13 protein-coding genes are annotated in these 14,532 nt (G+C 74.5%); 7 read left to right on the top strand and 6 right to left on the bottom strand.

All coding sequences use genetic code 11. The features are described 5' to 3' along the window. Positions 1 to 5 precede the first annotated feature (5 nt). Both ACFWVC_RS18425 and ACFWVC_RS18420 read left to right on the top strand, forming a co-directional pair. Positions 6 to 3,485, top strand: a complete 3,480-nt coding sequence (locus ACFWVC_RS18425; RefSeq protein WP_384286445.1) for a DNA polymerase III subunit alpha — start codon at positions 6 to 8, stop codon at positions 3,483 to 3,485. Continuing rightward, on the top strand, positions 3,482 to 4,510 hold the full coding sequence (locus ACFWVC_RS18420) for a hypothetical protein (RefSeq protein ID WP_384286444.1): 1,029 nt from the start codon (positions 3,482 to 3,484) through the stop codon (positions 4,508 to 4,510). The genes ACFWVC_RS18425 and ACFWVC_RS18420 overlap by 4 nt, the downstream gene beginning before the upstream one ends. 24 nt (positions 4,511 to 4,534) lie before the next feature. Here the strand turns inward: ACFWVC_RS18420 and ACFWVC_RS18415 are convergent, their stop codons facing one another. Further along, positions 4,535 to 4,975: a carbonic anhydrase gene (locus ACFWVC_RS18415; RefSeq protein WP_384286441.1), complete on the bottom strand. Its 441-nt coding sequence runs from the start codon at positions 4,973 to 4,975 to the stop codon at positions 4,535 to 4,537. Positions 4,976 to 5,453: 478 nt separating this feature from the next. Between ACFWVC_RS18415 and ACFWVC_RS18410 the strand changes: the two genes are divergently transcribed. Then, positions 5,454 to 6,368 carry an esterase/lipase family protein gene (locus tag ACFWVC_RS18410; RefSeq protein WP_384286439.1) on the top strand — a complete coding sequence of 305 codons (915 nt, stop codon included), beginning with the start codon at positions 5,454 to 5,456 and terminating at the stop codon, positions 6,366 to 6,368. A gap of 159 nt (positions 6,369 to 6,527) precedes the next feature. Here ACFWVC_RS18410 and ACFWVC_RS18405 read toward each other — a convergent pair whose 3' ends face one another. Next, entirely contained in the window at positions 6,528 to 7,265 is a 738-nt protein-coding gene (locus ACFWVC_RS18405) for a DUF2637 domain-containing protein (protein ID WP_384286436.1), read from the bottom strand. A 78-nt stretch (positions 7,266 to 7,343) separates the two neighbouring features. After that, positions 7,344 to 7,658: a hypothetical protein gene (locus ACFWVC_RS18400; protein WP_384286434.1), complete on the bottom strand. Its 315-nt coding sequence runs from the start codon at positions 7,656 to 7,658 to the stop codon at positions 7,344 to 7,346. A 150-nt stretch (positions 7,659 to 7,808) separates the two neighbouring features. Here ACFWVC_RS18400 and ACFWVC_RS18395 point away from each other — a divergent pair, with 150 nt between their 5' ends. Continuing rightward, positions 7,809 to 9,338, top strand: a complete 1,530-nt coding sequence (locus ACFWVC_RS18395) for a carboxyl transferase domain-containing protein (protein ID WP_384286431.1) — start codon at positions 7,809 to 7,811, stop codon at positions 9,336 to 9,338. 216 nt (positions 9,339 to 9,554) lie between these two features. Here ACFWVC_RS18395 and ACFWVC_RS18390 read toward each other — a convergent pair whose 3' ends face one another. After that, a complete protein-coding gene (locus ACFWVC_RS18390) occupies positions 9,555 to 9,695 on the bottom strand; it encodes a hypothetical protein (protein WP_384286429.1) in 141 nt (46 codons plus the stop codon). A gap of 64 nt (positions 9,696 to 9,759) precedes the next feature. Between ACFWVC_RS18390 and ACFWVC_RS18385 the strand changes: the two genes are divergently transcribed. Both ACFWVC_RS18385 and ACFWVC_RS18380 read left to right on the top strand, forming a co-directional pair. Further along, entirely contained in the window at positions 9,760 to 10,896 is a 1,137-nt protein-coding gene (locus tag ACFWVC_RS18385) for a methyltransferase domain-containing protein (protein ID WP_384286427.1), read from the top strand. A 22-nt stretch (positions 10,897 to 10,918) separates the two neighbouring features. Then, the gene (locus ACFWVC_RS18380; RefSeq protein WP_384286425.1) at positions 10,919 to 11,293 is read left to right on the top strand and encodes a GntR family transcriptional regulator; all 375 of its coding nucleotides are present in this window, start codon (positions 10,919 to 10,921) and stop codon (positions 11,291 to 11,293) included. 13 nt (positions 11,294 to 11,306) lie between these two features. On the opposite strand, the gene ACFWVC_RS18375 is transcribed toward ACFWVC_RS18380, so the two are convergent. Together ACFWVC_RS18375 and ACFWVC_RS18370 are read right to left on the bottom strand one after the other, a co-directional pair. After that, positions 11,307 to 11,729 (bottom strand): TrmH family RNA methyltransferase, encoded by a 423-nt coding sequence (locus tag ACFWVC_RS18375; RefSeq protein WP_384286423.1) that lies wholly within the window; start codon positions 11,727 to 11,729, stop codon positions 11,307 to 11,309. 119 nt (positions 11,730 to 11,848) lie between these two features. Then, positions 11,849 to 12,961 carry a DUF5925 domain-containing protein gene (locus tag ACFWVC_RS18370; protein ID WP_384286421.1) on the bottom strand — a complete coding sequence of 371 codons (1,113 nt, stop codon included), beginning with the start codon at positions 12,959 to 12,961 and terminating at the stop codon, positions 11,849 to 11,851. A gap of 122 nt (positions 12,962 to 13,083) precedes the next feature. Between ACFWVC_RS18370 and ACFWVC_RS18365 the strand changes: the two genes are divergently transcribed. Next, entirely contained in the window at positions 13,084 to 14,508 is a 1,425-nt protein-coding gene (locus ACFWVC_RS18365) for a xylan 1,4-beta-xylosidase (protein ID WP_384286419.1), read from the top strand. The last annotated feature ends 24 nt before the right edge of the window (positions 14,509 to 14,532 follow it).

Below are 14,532 nucleotides of genomic sequence, written 5' to 3'. Positions count from 1 at the left end.
TGCGTATGCCGGGATTCACGCATCTGCACACCGTCTCCGGCTTCTCGCTGCGGTACGGGGCCTCGCACCCGGAGCGGCTGGCCGAGCGCGCCGCCGAGCGGGGCATGGACGCGCTGGCGCTGACCGACCGGGACACCGTGGCCGGCGTGGTGCGCTTCGCCAAGGCCTGCGCGCGGGCCGGGGTGCGGCCGCTGTTCGGCGCCTCGCTCGCGGTCCCCGCGGCGTACGACGGGCAGGCCGACCGCCCGTCCGGCGGACGGCGGCGCACTCCGGTGCGTGGTGGCTCCTTCGTCCCGGAGGCGACCGACCGGGCGGTCTTCCTCGCCCGGGACCGGCGCGGCTGGGCCGCGCTGTGCCGGCTGATCAGCGCCGCCCATGCCGGGGACGCGGGGCTGGGCTGGGAGGACCTGGGCCAGGAGGGGGTGTTCGTGCTGCTGGGCGCGGACTCCGAGGTCGGCCGGGCGCTCGCCGCCGGCCGCCCCGACCGGGCCGCGAAGCTGCTGCGCCCCTGGCGGGCGGCGTACGGGGACGCGCTGCGCCTGGAGGCCGCCCACCACGGCCGTACCGGCACCGGGCCGGGATCGCTGCGGCTGGCCGCGCGCGTCGTCGGTTTCGCCGCCGAGCAGGGAGTGACCCCCGTGCTGACCAACGCCGTCCGCTACGCCGACCCCGGGCAGGGGGAGGTGGCCGACGTGCTGGACTCGGCGCGCCGGCTCGTGCCCATCGACATCCGCAAGGCGGAGGGCCTGGACGGCGGTGAGCGCTGGCTGAAGGACGCGGGGGACATGGCGCGCACCGCCGAGCGGATCATGGAGGCGGCCGGCTTCCGCCGCTCGGACGCGCACCGGCTGCTGCGCACCACCGAGGAGACCGCCGCGGCCTGTGCCGTCGACCCCGCCGACGACCTGGGGATCGGCCAGGTCCACTTCCCCGAGCCGGAGACGGTGGGGGCCGGCGCCCGCACCGCCGACCGCGTCCTGCGCTCGCGCTGCGCCGCCGGGATGGTCCGCACCGGGCACGACCGCGAACCGGAGTACTGGGCGCGGCTGGAGGACGAACTGCGGATCATCGAGCAGCTCGGCTTCGCCTCGTACTTCCTCACCGTCGGCCAGGTCGTCGCCGACGTGAAGGAGATGGGCATCCGGGTCGCCGCGCGCGGCTCCGGCGCGGGCTCGCTCGTCAACCACCTGCTGGGCATCGCCGCCGCCGACCCGGTCGAGCACCACCTGCTGATGGAGCGCTTCCTGTCCGGCAGGCGGGCCTCCCTGCCCGACATCGACATCGACGTGGAGTCCGCCCGCCGGCTGGAGGTCTACCGGCGCATCCTGGACCGCTTCGGCGGCGAGCGGGTCGCCACCGTCGCCATGCCCGAGACCTACCGGGTCCGGCACGCGGTGCGCGACGTGGGCGCCGCCCTGGGGCTGGAACCGGAGCAGACCGACCGGCTGGCCAAGGCCTTCCCGCACATCCGGGCGCGCGACGCGCGGGCCGCGCTCGCCGAACTGCCCGAGCTGCGGGAGGTGGCGGGGGAGGACCACGGCCGGCTGTGGGAGCTGGTCGAGGCGCTGGACGCGCTGCCGCGCGGGGTCGCCATGCACCCGTGCGGAGTGCTGCTCTCGGACGCCGGGCTGCTGGACCGCACGCCGGTGATGCCGACCAGCGGCGAGGGCTTCCCGATGTCGCAGTTCGACAAGGACGACGTCGAGGACCTCGGGCTGCTCAAGCTCGACGTGCTCGGGGTGCGGATGCAGTCCGCGATGGCGTACGCCCTGGACGAGGTGGAACGGACCGGCGGCGGCCGGATCGACCTGGACGACCCGGCGCAGGTCCCGCCGGGCGATCCGGCCACCTACGAACTCATCCGCTCCGCCGAGACGCTGGGCTGCTTCCAGATCGAGTCGCCCGGCCAGCGCGACCTGGTGGGGCGGCTGCAGCCCGGCACCTTCCACGACCTGGTCGTGGACATCTCGCTCTTCCGCCCCGGCCCGGTCGCCGCCGACATGGTGCGGCCCTTCATCGAGGCCCGGCACGGCCGCAAGCCCGTCCACTATCCGCATCCCGCCCTGGAGGAAGTGCTGAGCGAGACCTATGGAGTCGTCGTGTTCCACGAGCAGTTGATCGAGATCATGCGCGTGATGACCGGTTGCGACCGGGGGTTCGCCGACGAGGCCCGGCGCGCGCTGTCGGACGAGACGCGGCAGGGCCGGGTGCGGGCCTGGTTCGCGGCCCGGGCACGGGAGCGCGGTTACCCCCGCGAGGTCGTCCGGCACACCTGGGAGATCGTCTCGGCCTTCGGCGCGTACGGCTTCTGCAAGGCGCACGCCGTCGCCTTCGCCGTGCCCACCTATCAGTCGGCCTGGCTCAAGGCGCACCATCCGGCGGCCTTCTACGCCGGGGTGCTCACCCACGACCCGGGGATGTACCCCAAGCGGCTGCTGCTCGCGGACGCCCGGCGGCGCGGGGTGCCGGTGCTGCCGCTGGACGTCAGCCGGTCGGGCGCGGCCTATCGAATCGAACTGGTGTCCGATGAGGGGGGTGGGGAAGGCGGTGCCGGGGTGTGGGGACTGCGGCTCGCCCTGTCGGAGGTGCACGGTATCAGCGAGGCCGAGGTCGCCCGGATCACCGCCGGGCAGCCCTACACCTCGCTCCAGGACCTGTGGGAACGCGCCCGTCCGGGCCGGGCCGTGGCCGAACGGCTGGTGCAGGTCGGCGCGCTGGACGCGTTCGGCGGCAACCGCCGCGACCTGCTGCTCCAGGTCGCCGAGCTGCACCGGCAGGGCCGCGCCTCCGCGTACGACGGGCAACTCGCCCTCACCGGGGGAGAGGCGGCGGCGTCCCCGCCGGCCGGCCTGCCCGACATGGACGCCGGTGAACGGCTCGGCGCCGAGCTCGACGTGCTCGGCATGGACGCCTCCCGGCATCTGATGGACGACCACCTCGCCTTCCTGGAGGAGCTGGGCGCGATCCCGGCGAACCGGTTGCGCGAGGTGCGGCACGGCGAGACCGTCCTGGTCGCCGGCGCCAAAGCGGCCACCCAGACCCCGCCCATCCGCTCCGGGCGCCGGGTCATCTTCACCACCCTCGACGACGGCACCGGCCTGGTCGACCTCGCCTTCTTCGACGACAGCCACGAGGCCTGCGCGCACACCGTCTTCCACTCCTGGCTGCTGCTGGTCCGCGGGGTGGTCCAGCGCCGCGGCCCGCAGAGCCTGTCCGTCGTCGGCGCCGCCGCCTGGAACCTCGCCGAACTCGTCGAACTGCGCGGGCAGGGCGGCCTGGAGGCGGTCGCGGCCCGGCTGGCCGAGACCTTGGGAGAGACCCCGGACGAGCCCGTGGTCCTCCCCGCCGCGCCGCCCGAGGGCCGCCGGGTCCGGATGTCCACCGGCTACGAGATGCACCCGTGGGCCGACCTGCGCCCCGCCGGCGAGGGCGTCCCCACCGGCCGCAAGCTCTGGCACTCCAGCCCGGGGAGCGCGGGACGATGACGTACGACGGCACCTTCCGGCGCGACACCCCCCGGCCCGGCGGCGCGGCGAGCATCCTGCATGTGCGCTGCGCTCCGTCCCTGCCCGAGGAGGGCTACCGGGCGGTGCTGGATCTGCTGCGCGAGTTCTCCCCCGTCGTCCAGGCCGTTCCGCCCCGGGCGGCGCTGGTGCAGGCGCGGGGCGCGCAGCGGTACTTCGACGCCGACGCCGAACGGATCGCGGGGCTGGTACGGCTGCGCGCGATGGCCCGGCTGGCCACGGACCTGCGGATCGGGGTCGCGGAGACATGGGCGGTGGCGGCGACGGCCTCGGACCGCGTGGCGGGACCGGGCGGCGTCCTGACCGTGCCCGAGGGCACGGCGGACGCCTTCCTGGCGCCGCTGCCGGTCGAGGCGCTGCACGGCATCGGCCCCAAACAGGCCGAGGCGCTGCGCACATACGGGCTGCACACCATCGGGGCGGTCGCCGCGGTGTCGCCGGGCGTCGTCGAACGGATCCTCGGCCGGCGCGCGGGCCGGCTGGCCGCGGAACGGGCGCGCGGCACGGACCCCCGCCCCGTCGCCCCCAAGGACCTGCCGCCGTCGGCCGGTGCGACGCACCGCTTCACCCGGCACGAGCTCGACGGTCCTCTCGTACGGGCCGCGCTCCTCGACCTGGTGGTGCGGCTGGGGGCGATGCTGCGCGGCCGCCGGCAGGTCGCCGGGTCCCTGTCCCTGACGCTGCGGTTCACCGGCGGCGGGCGCTGGGAGAAGACCCGGCGGCTGGTGGAGCCGTCCGCGCACGAGGAGGATCTGCGGACCCTGGCCTACCAGTTGATGGACTCGGCCGGCCTGCAGCGGGCGCGCCTGGCCGGCATGGGGCTGCGCGCCGAGGACCTCACCGGCGTCGAGCGCGTGGCCCGGCAGCTCTCGCTGGACCCGATGCGCGCGTCGCACCTGACGGCGGAGGCGGCCGTGGACCGGGTGAACGCCCGGTTCGGCTTCGGCGCGGTGCGTCCGGCCGCCACGTTCCGCAAGGCCTCGTAGGGCGCGCGGCGGAGGGCGGGGCGGCTACGGCGCGACGACGCTTTCCACGAGCCCGGTCGCCACGTCGTACACCAGCCCGGAGGCGCGCAGGCCCGGCAGGCGGGTGTCGGCGCGCAGGACGGCGACGTCATGGGCGACCGCTGCCCGGGGGTCACCGACCGCCTGCCCGGCCGGCCGGTCCCGGTCGACCTCGAAGAAGCCGGACAGCAGCTCCGGCCTGCCCTCAAGACGGGTGATCCCGCAGTCCGTGTGGTGGAGGACGACGATCTCCCAGCCGGGACCGAGGTCACCCCCACCGGCCCGCACCACCTCACGGAGCATCACCATCTCCCTCAGCAGCCCGGGGGTGACGCGACCGCCGACGTTGCGGAGGGTGCCGACCTCTCCCGGAGCGATCCCCAGGACCGCGTTCGGGTCGACGCGCGGGTCCACACAGCCGATGACCATCGTCTTCAGCGAGGGCATCAGGCGCAGCTCCGGCGAGAAGCCGTTCGCCGCGAAGTCCGCCGGCCGGTCAGTGTTTCGACGACGCCCATGATCCGCTCCCAGGATGGCCGGCCGCTTGGTGGACCGGATCAGGTGTAGCCTCCCGCGGCCCTGCCCGATGGGCGACGCGCCCGCCGCGCCACGAGGACCACCCGACACCGTTCGTACACGAAACGGGGCGGGGTGCGTCGAGCGGGCGGCGCGTGCCGGCGGACCGATCCCCGCCGAGCCGTCCGGCCGCGCACCCGAGCTGACCAGGGGTGGGGTGACGCCGCGTGAGTTCCCTTATCACAGCGCCATGAAGGCAGCGTGATGAATTCGTTACCGACCGGTAGCTGGCCGGTTTTTGTTACCCGTGCGTAAATTGACGGAAGCTCAGCACTCTTGTGATCCGGATCACAGGTCGTCAGGGAACGGTCCCCCACTGCTTTTCCCCCACCTGCGAGGAGATCGCTCGATGCTGCACTTCAGACGGACGAAAGCGCTCCGGCTCCTCTCCGCACTGACCCTCACCGCGGCCCTCACCGTCACGCCCGTCCTGGCCGGCGCCGCCTCCGCCTCCGCTTCCGCCAAGACCGCCACGAGTGCCGCGAGTGCCGCCGCGGCCCCGAGCAGCGGCTGGAACAACTGGTCCTGCAGGCCCTCCGCCGCCCACCCGCGCCCGGTCGTCCTGGTCCACGGCACCTTCGGCAACTCCATCGACAACTGGCTCGGCCTCGCCCCGTACCTCGTCGCGCGAGGCTACTGCGTCTTCTCCCTCGACTACGGCCAACTGCCCGGCGTCCCCGTCTTCTACGGGCTCGGCTCCATCACCGCGTCCTCCCAGCAGCTCGCCGACTACGTCGACCGGGTCCTCGCGACCACCGGCGCGGGCAAGGTCGACATCGTCGGGCACTCCCAGGGCGGCATGATGCCGCGCTACTACATGAAGTTCCTGGGCGGCGCCGCAAAGGTGAACGCGCTCGTCGGGCTCGCCCCCGACAACCACGGCACCGACCTCAACGGACTGCTCAAACTGCTGCCGTACTTCCCGGGGGCGGCCGAGGCCATCGACCACCTCGCACCCCAGGGCCTCACGGACCAGATGGCCGGATCGGCCTTCCTGACCAAGCTGAACGCCGGGGGCGACACCCTTCCCGGCGTCCACTACACGGTCATCGCGACCAGGTACGACGAGGTCGTCACGCCGTACACCTCGCAGTTCCTGTCCGGACCCGACGTCCGCAACGTGGTGCTCCAGGACCTGTGCTCGCTCGACCTGTCCGAGCACGTCTTCATCGGGCTGACCGACCGCATCGCCTTCCACGAGACGGCCAACGCCCTCGACCCGGCGCACGCCACCCGGACCGACTGCACGGACGTCTTCAGCTGATCCCGGTCTGATCCCGGTCTGATCCCGGTCCGAACCCGGTCCGCGCGCCATGAGCAGCAGCACCGAAGCGCCGAGCGACACGGCCGCGGCCCCCGCGGCCGCCGGCCAGGCCGTCCCGGTGCTGCTGCCTCCGGTCTCCGCCGGGTTCGCGGAGGCGGTTCAGGAGTGCCGGCGGCCGCGCGGGGTGCGCCGCGGGGGCCTGGTGAGGGTGATCTGCCGGACGAGCTGATGGAAGCAGGACAGGGCCGCGATGGCGGGGAGGGCCGCGACGGTCCAGTTCGTGATCGTCCTGGGGGCGCAGGCGATGCAGAAGAGGATGGCGAACGCCGAGAAGAGCAGCACGACCGCCCACGAATGGGGGGCACGGCGCTGGTGCAGGGCGGCGCGCAGGATCGACAGCGAGGCCACCATCCAGGGGCCGTACACCAGCAGCGGCCACCAGTCGGCCAGGCCCGCGGACCCATCGGCGGAGGCGATGTTCCGCAGCGGGTCGTGCGCGATCATCCCGCCGAGCACGCTCACCATGGCCACGATGGTCGCCGCCAGCGCCGCGGCGACGAAGCTGAGGGTCTGGGTCCGCGTCAGCCGGCGCCGCAGCGCGGCCCGGCGGATCTTGCGGTGGCGGCGCCGTGTGAGCGGGAGTTCGTGCGTCGCGGTGTCCGGGGAGTGCTGGAAGACGTCCTCTTCCTCATCCGAACCGGACTGGTCGAGCAGCTGCGCCAGTTCCTCCTCGGACGCCCATGCCCCGTTGAGGACATCGAAGTCCGGGGCGGAGAAGATCCCGTGCCCCGAGGTGTCGTCGGCGGACTGGCGGGGGCTGTAAATGGTGGGACCGTGGAGATGATCCTCGTACGGCAGACCATTCTCAGGGCGGAAACGGTCCTGCAAAGGCGGCATGAAGGAATTCCTGTCGGGGCCGGGCGTGGGGATAAAAGGAGCAGGAGAAGCGGGCAGGCGGGAGGGGATGTCGGCCCCTCAGTACGGCGCCGCCGGGTCGATGCCGGAGCAGCGGCGGGTGAAGTCCCCCTCGATCCCGGCCATCTCCCTCGTGAACTGCTCCAGCTCCGAGGAGCAGTGGACGAGGGGGACCCGCTCGTCGCCGCGCTCGATGTAGGCGTCCGAGGAGCTGCCGAGGAAGTGCTCGGTCCGCGGGATGAAGACCCACTCCCCGAGGAGGAAGCCGGGCGAGGTGCGCGGGGGGTGCGTGCGGCGGACGGACGCCGGGACGGTCCGGGGGGTCGCGCTCCCGGACGACGCCTCAGGCGCGCTCTGGGGATTGACTGTAGCCACATCCCCACAACGACGGCCGGCATGCGATGGACTTGCGCCACACGAGTGACCCCGGCGCGCCTGCCGGCGCTCGCGCGCGCCCCGAGTGCCGCTCCACAACGGTGTGTTGACCTGCGGGCCGATGCCCCGGGGGGATGGCAGGGTGTCCTCATGACCGAACCGCCCCGCCGCCCCGCCTCCCGTCGGCTCGTCGACAGCGTCGTCGACCCCGGAACCTGGCGCGGCTGGGACGCCCCGCTGCCGCCGCTGCCGCCGTACCTGGACGGCGAGGAGTACCGGGCCGACCTCGCCAGGGCCCGCGCCCGGACCGGGCTGGACGAGTCGGTGGTCACCGGTGAGGGCGACGTACGGGGCCGGCGGGTGGCGGTCGTGGCAAGCGAGTTCGAGTTCCTCGGCGGGTCGATCGGCGTGGCCGCCGGGGAGCGGCTGGTACGGGCGATCGAGCGGGCCACCCGCGAACGGCTGCCGCTGCTGGCCTCGCCGGCGTCGGGCGGGACGCGCATGCAGGAGGGCACCATCGCGTTCCTCCAGATGGTGAAGGTGGCCGCGGCCATCACCGACCACAAGGCGGCGGGACTGCCGTACCTGGTCCACCTGCGCCACCCCACCACGGGCGGGGTCTTCGCCTCCTGGGGCTCGCTCGGCCATGTCACCGCCGCCGAACCCGGCGCGCTGATCGGCTTCCTGGGCCCCCGCGTGCACGAGGCCCTGTACGGCGAGCCGTTCCCGCCCGGGGTCCAGGTCGCGGAGAACCTGCTGGCCAACGGCATCGTGGACGCCGTTGTGCCGCTCGCGCAGCTCGCCGGGGCGACGGCGCGGACGCTGGCGGTGCTGTGCGGCGACGTCGCCGTCCCTGCGGTGGCCGCGGACCCGGGGAATGACGCCACGGCCGTGGAGGTGCCGGCGGCGGAGTCGATCCGCCGCTCCCGGCGGCCCGAACGCCCCGGACTGCGGGCCCTGCTGGCGGTGGCCGGCCAGGACGTGACACCGCTGAGCGGCACCGGCGCGGGGGAACGGGACCCCGGGCTCCTGCTCGCGCTCGCCCGGATCGGCGGCACCCCGTGCGTCGTCCTCGGCCACGACCGGCGCGAGACCGACGACGGACGGCCCCCCGCACTCGGCCCCGCCGGACTGCGGATGGCCCGCCGCGGCATGCGCATCGCGGCGGAACTGGACCTGCCCCTGCTCTCCGTCGTCGACACGGCCGGCGCCGCGCTGTCCCGGGAGGCCGAGGAGGGCGGCCTCGCCGGCGAGATCGCCCGCTCCCTCGCGGACCTGATGACCCTCCCCGCGCCCACGCTCTGCCTCCTCCTCGGCCAGGGCGCGGGCGGCGGCGCCCTCGCGCTCCTGCCCGCGGACCGGGTGCTGGCCGCCCGCCACGCGTGGCTCTCCCCGCTGCCGCCCGAGGGCGCCTCCGCCATCCTGTACCGGACGACCGAGCGGGCCGACGAGGTCGCCGCCCGCCAGGGCGTACGCTCCGCCGACCTGCTCGCGCGCGGCATCGTCGACCGCGTCGTCGAGGAGGCGTCCGGTCAAGAGGACGCGGGGGACGCCCCCGAAGCCTTCCTCACCCGCCTCGGCACGATCCTCGGCGCCGAACTCGCCGCCCTCCGCGCCCTCCCCCGCGCCTCCCGCCTCACCGCCCGCCGCACCCGCTACCGCGACCTGGGCCTGGGCTGACCCGCGTCCCCGCGGGGAGCTTTAAGGACCTTCCGTGTATCGCGGGCCGGTCGCGCGGCGACTGCCACGGCTGCGCGCGGTGCGGGTCCGGACGGCACGGGGACGAGCGTGCCGGTCCGGGCGCCGCGCGTCAGCGGTACGGCGTCGTCCTCTCCGCGCGGGGCCCGTGCGTTGGGGTGCGCGTCGATCAGGGTGCGGCCGCCCGGCCCCTCGGTGTCACAGGGGCCCCCAGTCCGTCTCCGGGACGGCGGTGGCGATGCCGCGCAGCATGGCCGGCCCGCTGAAGCGCAGCGATACCGCCTGCGACTCCTCGTCCAGAAGCACCTGCACCAGCCGGGTGTTTGTGGGGTGACGCACGGCATCGCGCGGGCGTCCCGGTCGCCGCCGGGGCGGTGTCAGTGGGGGGTGGCAGGATCGGCGGGTGGACGAAAAGAGCGGGGAGTACTGGGACGCCGCGGCGGACCGATTCGACGAGGAGCCGGACCACGGGCTGCGTGAGCCGGCGGTGCGGGAGGCGTGGGCGGGGCGGTTGAAGGGGTGGCTGCCGGACACGCCGGCGGACGTGCTGGACCTGGGGTGCGGGACGGGAAGTCTCGCCGCGCTGGCGGCGGAGCGGGGCCACCGGGTGACCGGGGTGGACCGGTCGCCGCGCATGGTGGCCCTGGCCCGGGCGAAGCTGGCGGGGACGGACGCGCGGGTGGTCGTGGGCGACGCGGTGCAGCCTCCCGTGGCGGCGGGGCGGTTCGACGTGGTGCTGGTGCGGCACATGCTGTGGGCGCTGCCCGATCCCGTGGCGTCGCTGCGCCGCTGGGCCGGGCTGCTGCGGCGCGGCGGGCGCATCGTGCTGGTCGAGGGGCGCTGGGGCGAGGCGGCGCCGGTGGGCATCTCGGCGGCCGAACTCGCCGCCATGGTGCGCCCGTTCGCCGCGCACACGGAGATCGAGCAGCTCGCCCACGACACCGCCCTGTGGGGCCGCCCGGTCCGGGACGAGCGTTACGCGGCCGTCGTGCGGGTCGCTCCGCCCCGGCGCCACAGCGAGATCGTCGACGTCCATCTGATCCTGCGGCGCGGTGACCGTGTGCTGCTCGGCCGCCGGGTCAACACCGGTTACGCCGACGGCCTGCTGCACGCGCCGTCCGGCCACGTCGAGGCCGGCGAGGACGTCCGGGAGGCGGTGATCCGCGAGGCCTACGAGGAGGTGGGTGTCGCGCTGAGCCCCGAGGACGTCTCCGTCGCGCTGGTCATGCAGCACCGCGCGCCCGGTGGGGACGCCCGCATCGGCTGGTTCTTCGTCGCGGACGGGACTGGCCCGGAGCCGGTCAACCGCGAGCCCGACAAGTGCTCGGAGCTCGGCTGGTTCCCGCTCGACGCGCTGCCGGACGACATGGTCGCGTACTGCAGGGCAGGCCTGGACGCGTACCGCGCGGGCGAACGCTTCGTGCTGCATCTGCACGAGCCCGGCGACACCATCGTCCACGACCCCGACGCCCCCGGCCGTGCCGTCGCGCTGCGGCCGAGCGGCTGCAGCACAATGGCTGCGACAAACGCCGTGCCGTGACCCGCCGGGAGAGCGAACCAAAGTGAGCCTGAAGATCGTCATCCGTCCGAACGCGGCCGCCGCGCCGTTCGAGCAGCTGCGCGCCCAGATCGCCGGCCAAGCCCACTCCGGAGCCCTCCCGGTCGGCTACCGGCTGCCGACGGTGCGCGGCCTCGCCGACGAACTCGGCCTGGCCGCCAACACCGTGGCCAAGGCGTACCGCGCCCTGGAGTCGGACGGCGTGATCGAGACCCGCGGTCGCAACGGCACGTTCGTCGCGGCCGCCGGCGACGCCGCGGACCGGGAGGCGGCAGCCGCCGCGTCCGCCTACGCCGAGCGCGCCCACCGTCTCGGCCTGGACCGCGGCGCCGCCGAGGCCGCCGTGCGGGACGCGCTGCGCGCCGCGTACGAGGCGTAGCGCGCGGGCCCGCTCACAGCAGCCCGGCCAGCTTGTACAGCGCCAGCGAGCCCGCGACCGCGACGTTGAGGCTGGCCCCCGTCCCCACCATCGGGATCTCGACGGCGAGGTCGAGCAGGTCCAGTGCCTCGGGCGGGATGCCGTGCTGCTCGTGTCCCAGGACGACGACCGTGGTGCGCCGCGCGGCCGGCAGGTCCGCCAGCCGTACGGCCTCGTCGGCCGGTTCGACCCCCACGACGTGCGACCCGCGCTCGCGCTGCCGCTGGAGCCGGCCCAGCGGGTCGCCGGTCCAGTGCACGCACGGAGGGCGCCGCAGCGTGTTGCCGCGGGCCAGCGCCTCCGGCACCCAGGGGAAGCGCGGGACGACCAGGCACGCCCCGACCGCGTCGCACGTGCGCAGCAGCGTGCCCAGGTTCGCGCCGTGCAGCGGCCACAACGGCGCCGCGTACAGGTGGTCCCAGCAGCTGTGAGCCCGGGGGCGGCGGCTGCGCCGCAGTTCGGCCCCGGTGCGGGACCGTATCTTCCCCCTCGCTTCGCTGGGGGGACCCCCGGGCATCAGAGGTAGAGGCCGCCCGAGGAGGAGGCCGGGGTCTGGGCGGGGAGCACGGGGCCGGTGCTGGAGGACGCGCCGCGGCGCAGCGCGTACAGCTCCGCCAGGGTGGCGCCCTCGCGGCCGACGCCCTCGGACGTACCGAGCCAGTTGGTGGCCTCGGCGCGGGTCAGCGGGCCGACCTCGATGCGGGCCAGGCAGCGTCCGGGACGGACCACCGCGGGGTGCAGCCGCTCCAGGTCCTCGTTGGTGGTGATGCCGACCAGGACGTTGCGGCCCTGGCCGAGCAGCCCGTCGGTGAGGTTGAGCAGCCGCGAGAGCGCCTGGCCCGTCTGGTGCTTGGCCTGGCCGCGGATGAGCTCGTCGCAGTCCTCCAGGAGCAGCAGCCGCCAGCGGCCGGGCCCCTCGGAGTCGTCCTCGCCGATGGCGATCTCCATCAGATAGCCCACGTCGTTGAAGAGCACCTCGGGGTCGAGCACGCAGTCGACCTGGCACCAGTCCCGCCACGCGCGGGCCAGGGTGCGCAGCGCGGAGGTCTTGCCGGTGCCCGGCGGGCCGTGGAGGAGCAGCAGGCGTCCGCTGACGTCGTCCGCGGTGAGCTTCATCAGCCCGTCCACGGCCTCGGCCACCGGCGCGGTGTAGTTGCCCCGGACGTCGTCCCAGGGCGCGGCGCTGATCTGACGGGTGATGCGGTGCGGCCCGCGGCGCGGCGCCACGTACCAGAAGCCCATGGTGACGTCGTCGGGCTGCGGTTCCGGCTGGTCCTCGGCGTCCTTCACGGCCTCGGCCAGCACGCGCCCCGCGAGTTCCTCGCTCACGGCGGTCACCGTCACGTCCGCGCGGTGGTGCCAGCGGGAGACCAGGATCGTCCAGCCCTCGCCCTCGGCGAGGGTGGCGCCGCGGTCCTTGTCGCGCGCCGCGCGCAGCACCTCGGCCCCGGCCGGCAGCAGGGTCAGCCCCGACTTCACGCGCTCCACGGAGGAGCCGCGCGAGTACGGCTGCTCGCCGGTGACGAAGCGGCTGAGGAACAGGGCGTCGATGGCGTCGGACGGCGAGTCGTCGTCGTTCATGCCGAGCCGGATGGACAGGGCGCGATGCGGGGGCGTTGCGTCGGGCATGACGCTCATGATCCGGCACGGGCTCCGCGTGCGCACAGGGTTTTCGCGGAGCGGCGCAATCCCGCCGAACCCCCGGTGAAACCCGCCCGATCCGGGCAACGCGGCGGTTACCCTGGCTGGTGATGGGACGCCATGGGGACGTGCGTACGAAGGTACCGGGGGCGGGGCGGCGAGGCATCACCGCGCTTCTGGGGATCGGTGTGGTCGCGCTGGCGCTGCTGCTGACGACGTGCGACCTGCGGGGCGGTACGGGCGACGGCGCGCCCGGCGGCGCGGGGCCGGGTGCCGGGGTGCACAGCCCGTCCGCCACGCCCACCGGGAAGCCCTCGGCCGAGCTGGGATTCGGCCTGACCCACACCGAGTACAGCGCCGACCACGGAGAACGCCCGGCCAAGCGGGCCGCGGCCGGGCTGCTCGCCGAACGGTCGCTGCCCCAGGACCAGGCCATCATGGGCTGGGGCGCCGACAATCCCGAACCGTCCCCGGGGAAGTACGACTTCGGCGAACTCGACGACCGCGTCGACCTCATCCGGGCCAGCGGCGGCACCCCCGTGATCACGCTGTGCTGCGCCCCCGACTGGATGAAGGGCGGCGCGCCGGGCGCCGGGACCGACTGGTCCCGGCTGGAGGTCGCCCCCGACCCTGACCACTTCGACGACTTCGCGGCGCTCGCCGCCACGGTAGCCCGCCGCTATCCGGACGTGCGGCACTTCATCGTCTGGAACGAGTTCAAGGGCTTCTGGAACGACGGCGAGCGGCGCTGGGACTACGAGGGCTACACCGACCTGTACAACCGCGTGTACAAGGCCCTGAAGAAGGTGGATCCGGACAATCTCGTCGGCGGCCCGTACCTCGTCATGGACAGCTTCGCCCCCGGCGACGACGGCAACGGCGACGCCTCCGACACCCTCAAGGGCCCCTGGGGCGCGGCCGACCGGCGCGCCCTGGACGCCGTCGACTACTGGCTGCGCCACAAGGCCGGCGCGGACTTCCTCGTCGCCGACGGCTCCAGCACCAACCGCGACGACTCCCTGGTTCCCGACGAGTTCGCCGCCACCGAGAAGTTCGCCGCCGTCGGCCGCTGGCTCAAGCAGCGCAGCGGCGGCCTGCCCCTGTGGTGGGCCGAGTGGTACGTCGAACCGGACGGGAAGCCGACCGGCTGGGACGAACACCACCGCACCGCCGTCCAGGCCGCCGCCATGATGGAGCTCGCCCGCGGCGGCGCCGACGCGGCCTTCTACTGGAATCCCCAGGAGCGCGGCAGGTCGTGCCCGGGGTGCCTGTGGACCAGCACCGAGCTGTCGTCCGGCGGCGGCGAGCAGCTGCCCATGATGGACCTCCTGCGCCGCTTCGCCGCCGCGTTCCCGCCGGGCACGCGCTTCCGCACGGTGTCCGTCGCCGAGGACGACCGGCCCAATGTGCGGGTGCTCGCCGACGACAAGGCGGTGCTCGTCGTCAACGTCCTCGGCCGCCCGATCCGGGCGAAGGTGGACGGCCGCTCCTTCGCGTTGCCCGCCTACGGGCTGCGCTGGCTGGACCGCGGCTAGAAAGGGCTTCGGCGGTCCGGCGGG

The organism is Streptomyces sp. NPDC058691, from assembly GCF_042714775.1.
Classification (GTDB): domain Bacteria; phylum Actinomycetota; class Actinomycetes; order Streptomycetales; family Streptomycetaceae; genus Actinacidiphila.
This window is presented reverse-complemented; position numbering and strand designations above follow the sequence as displayed.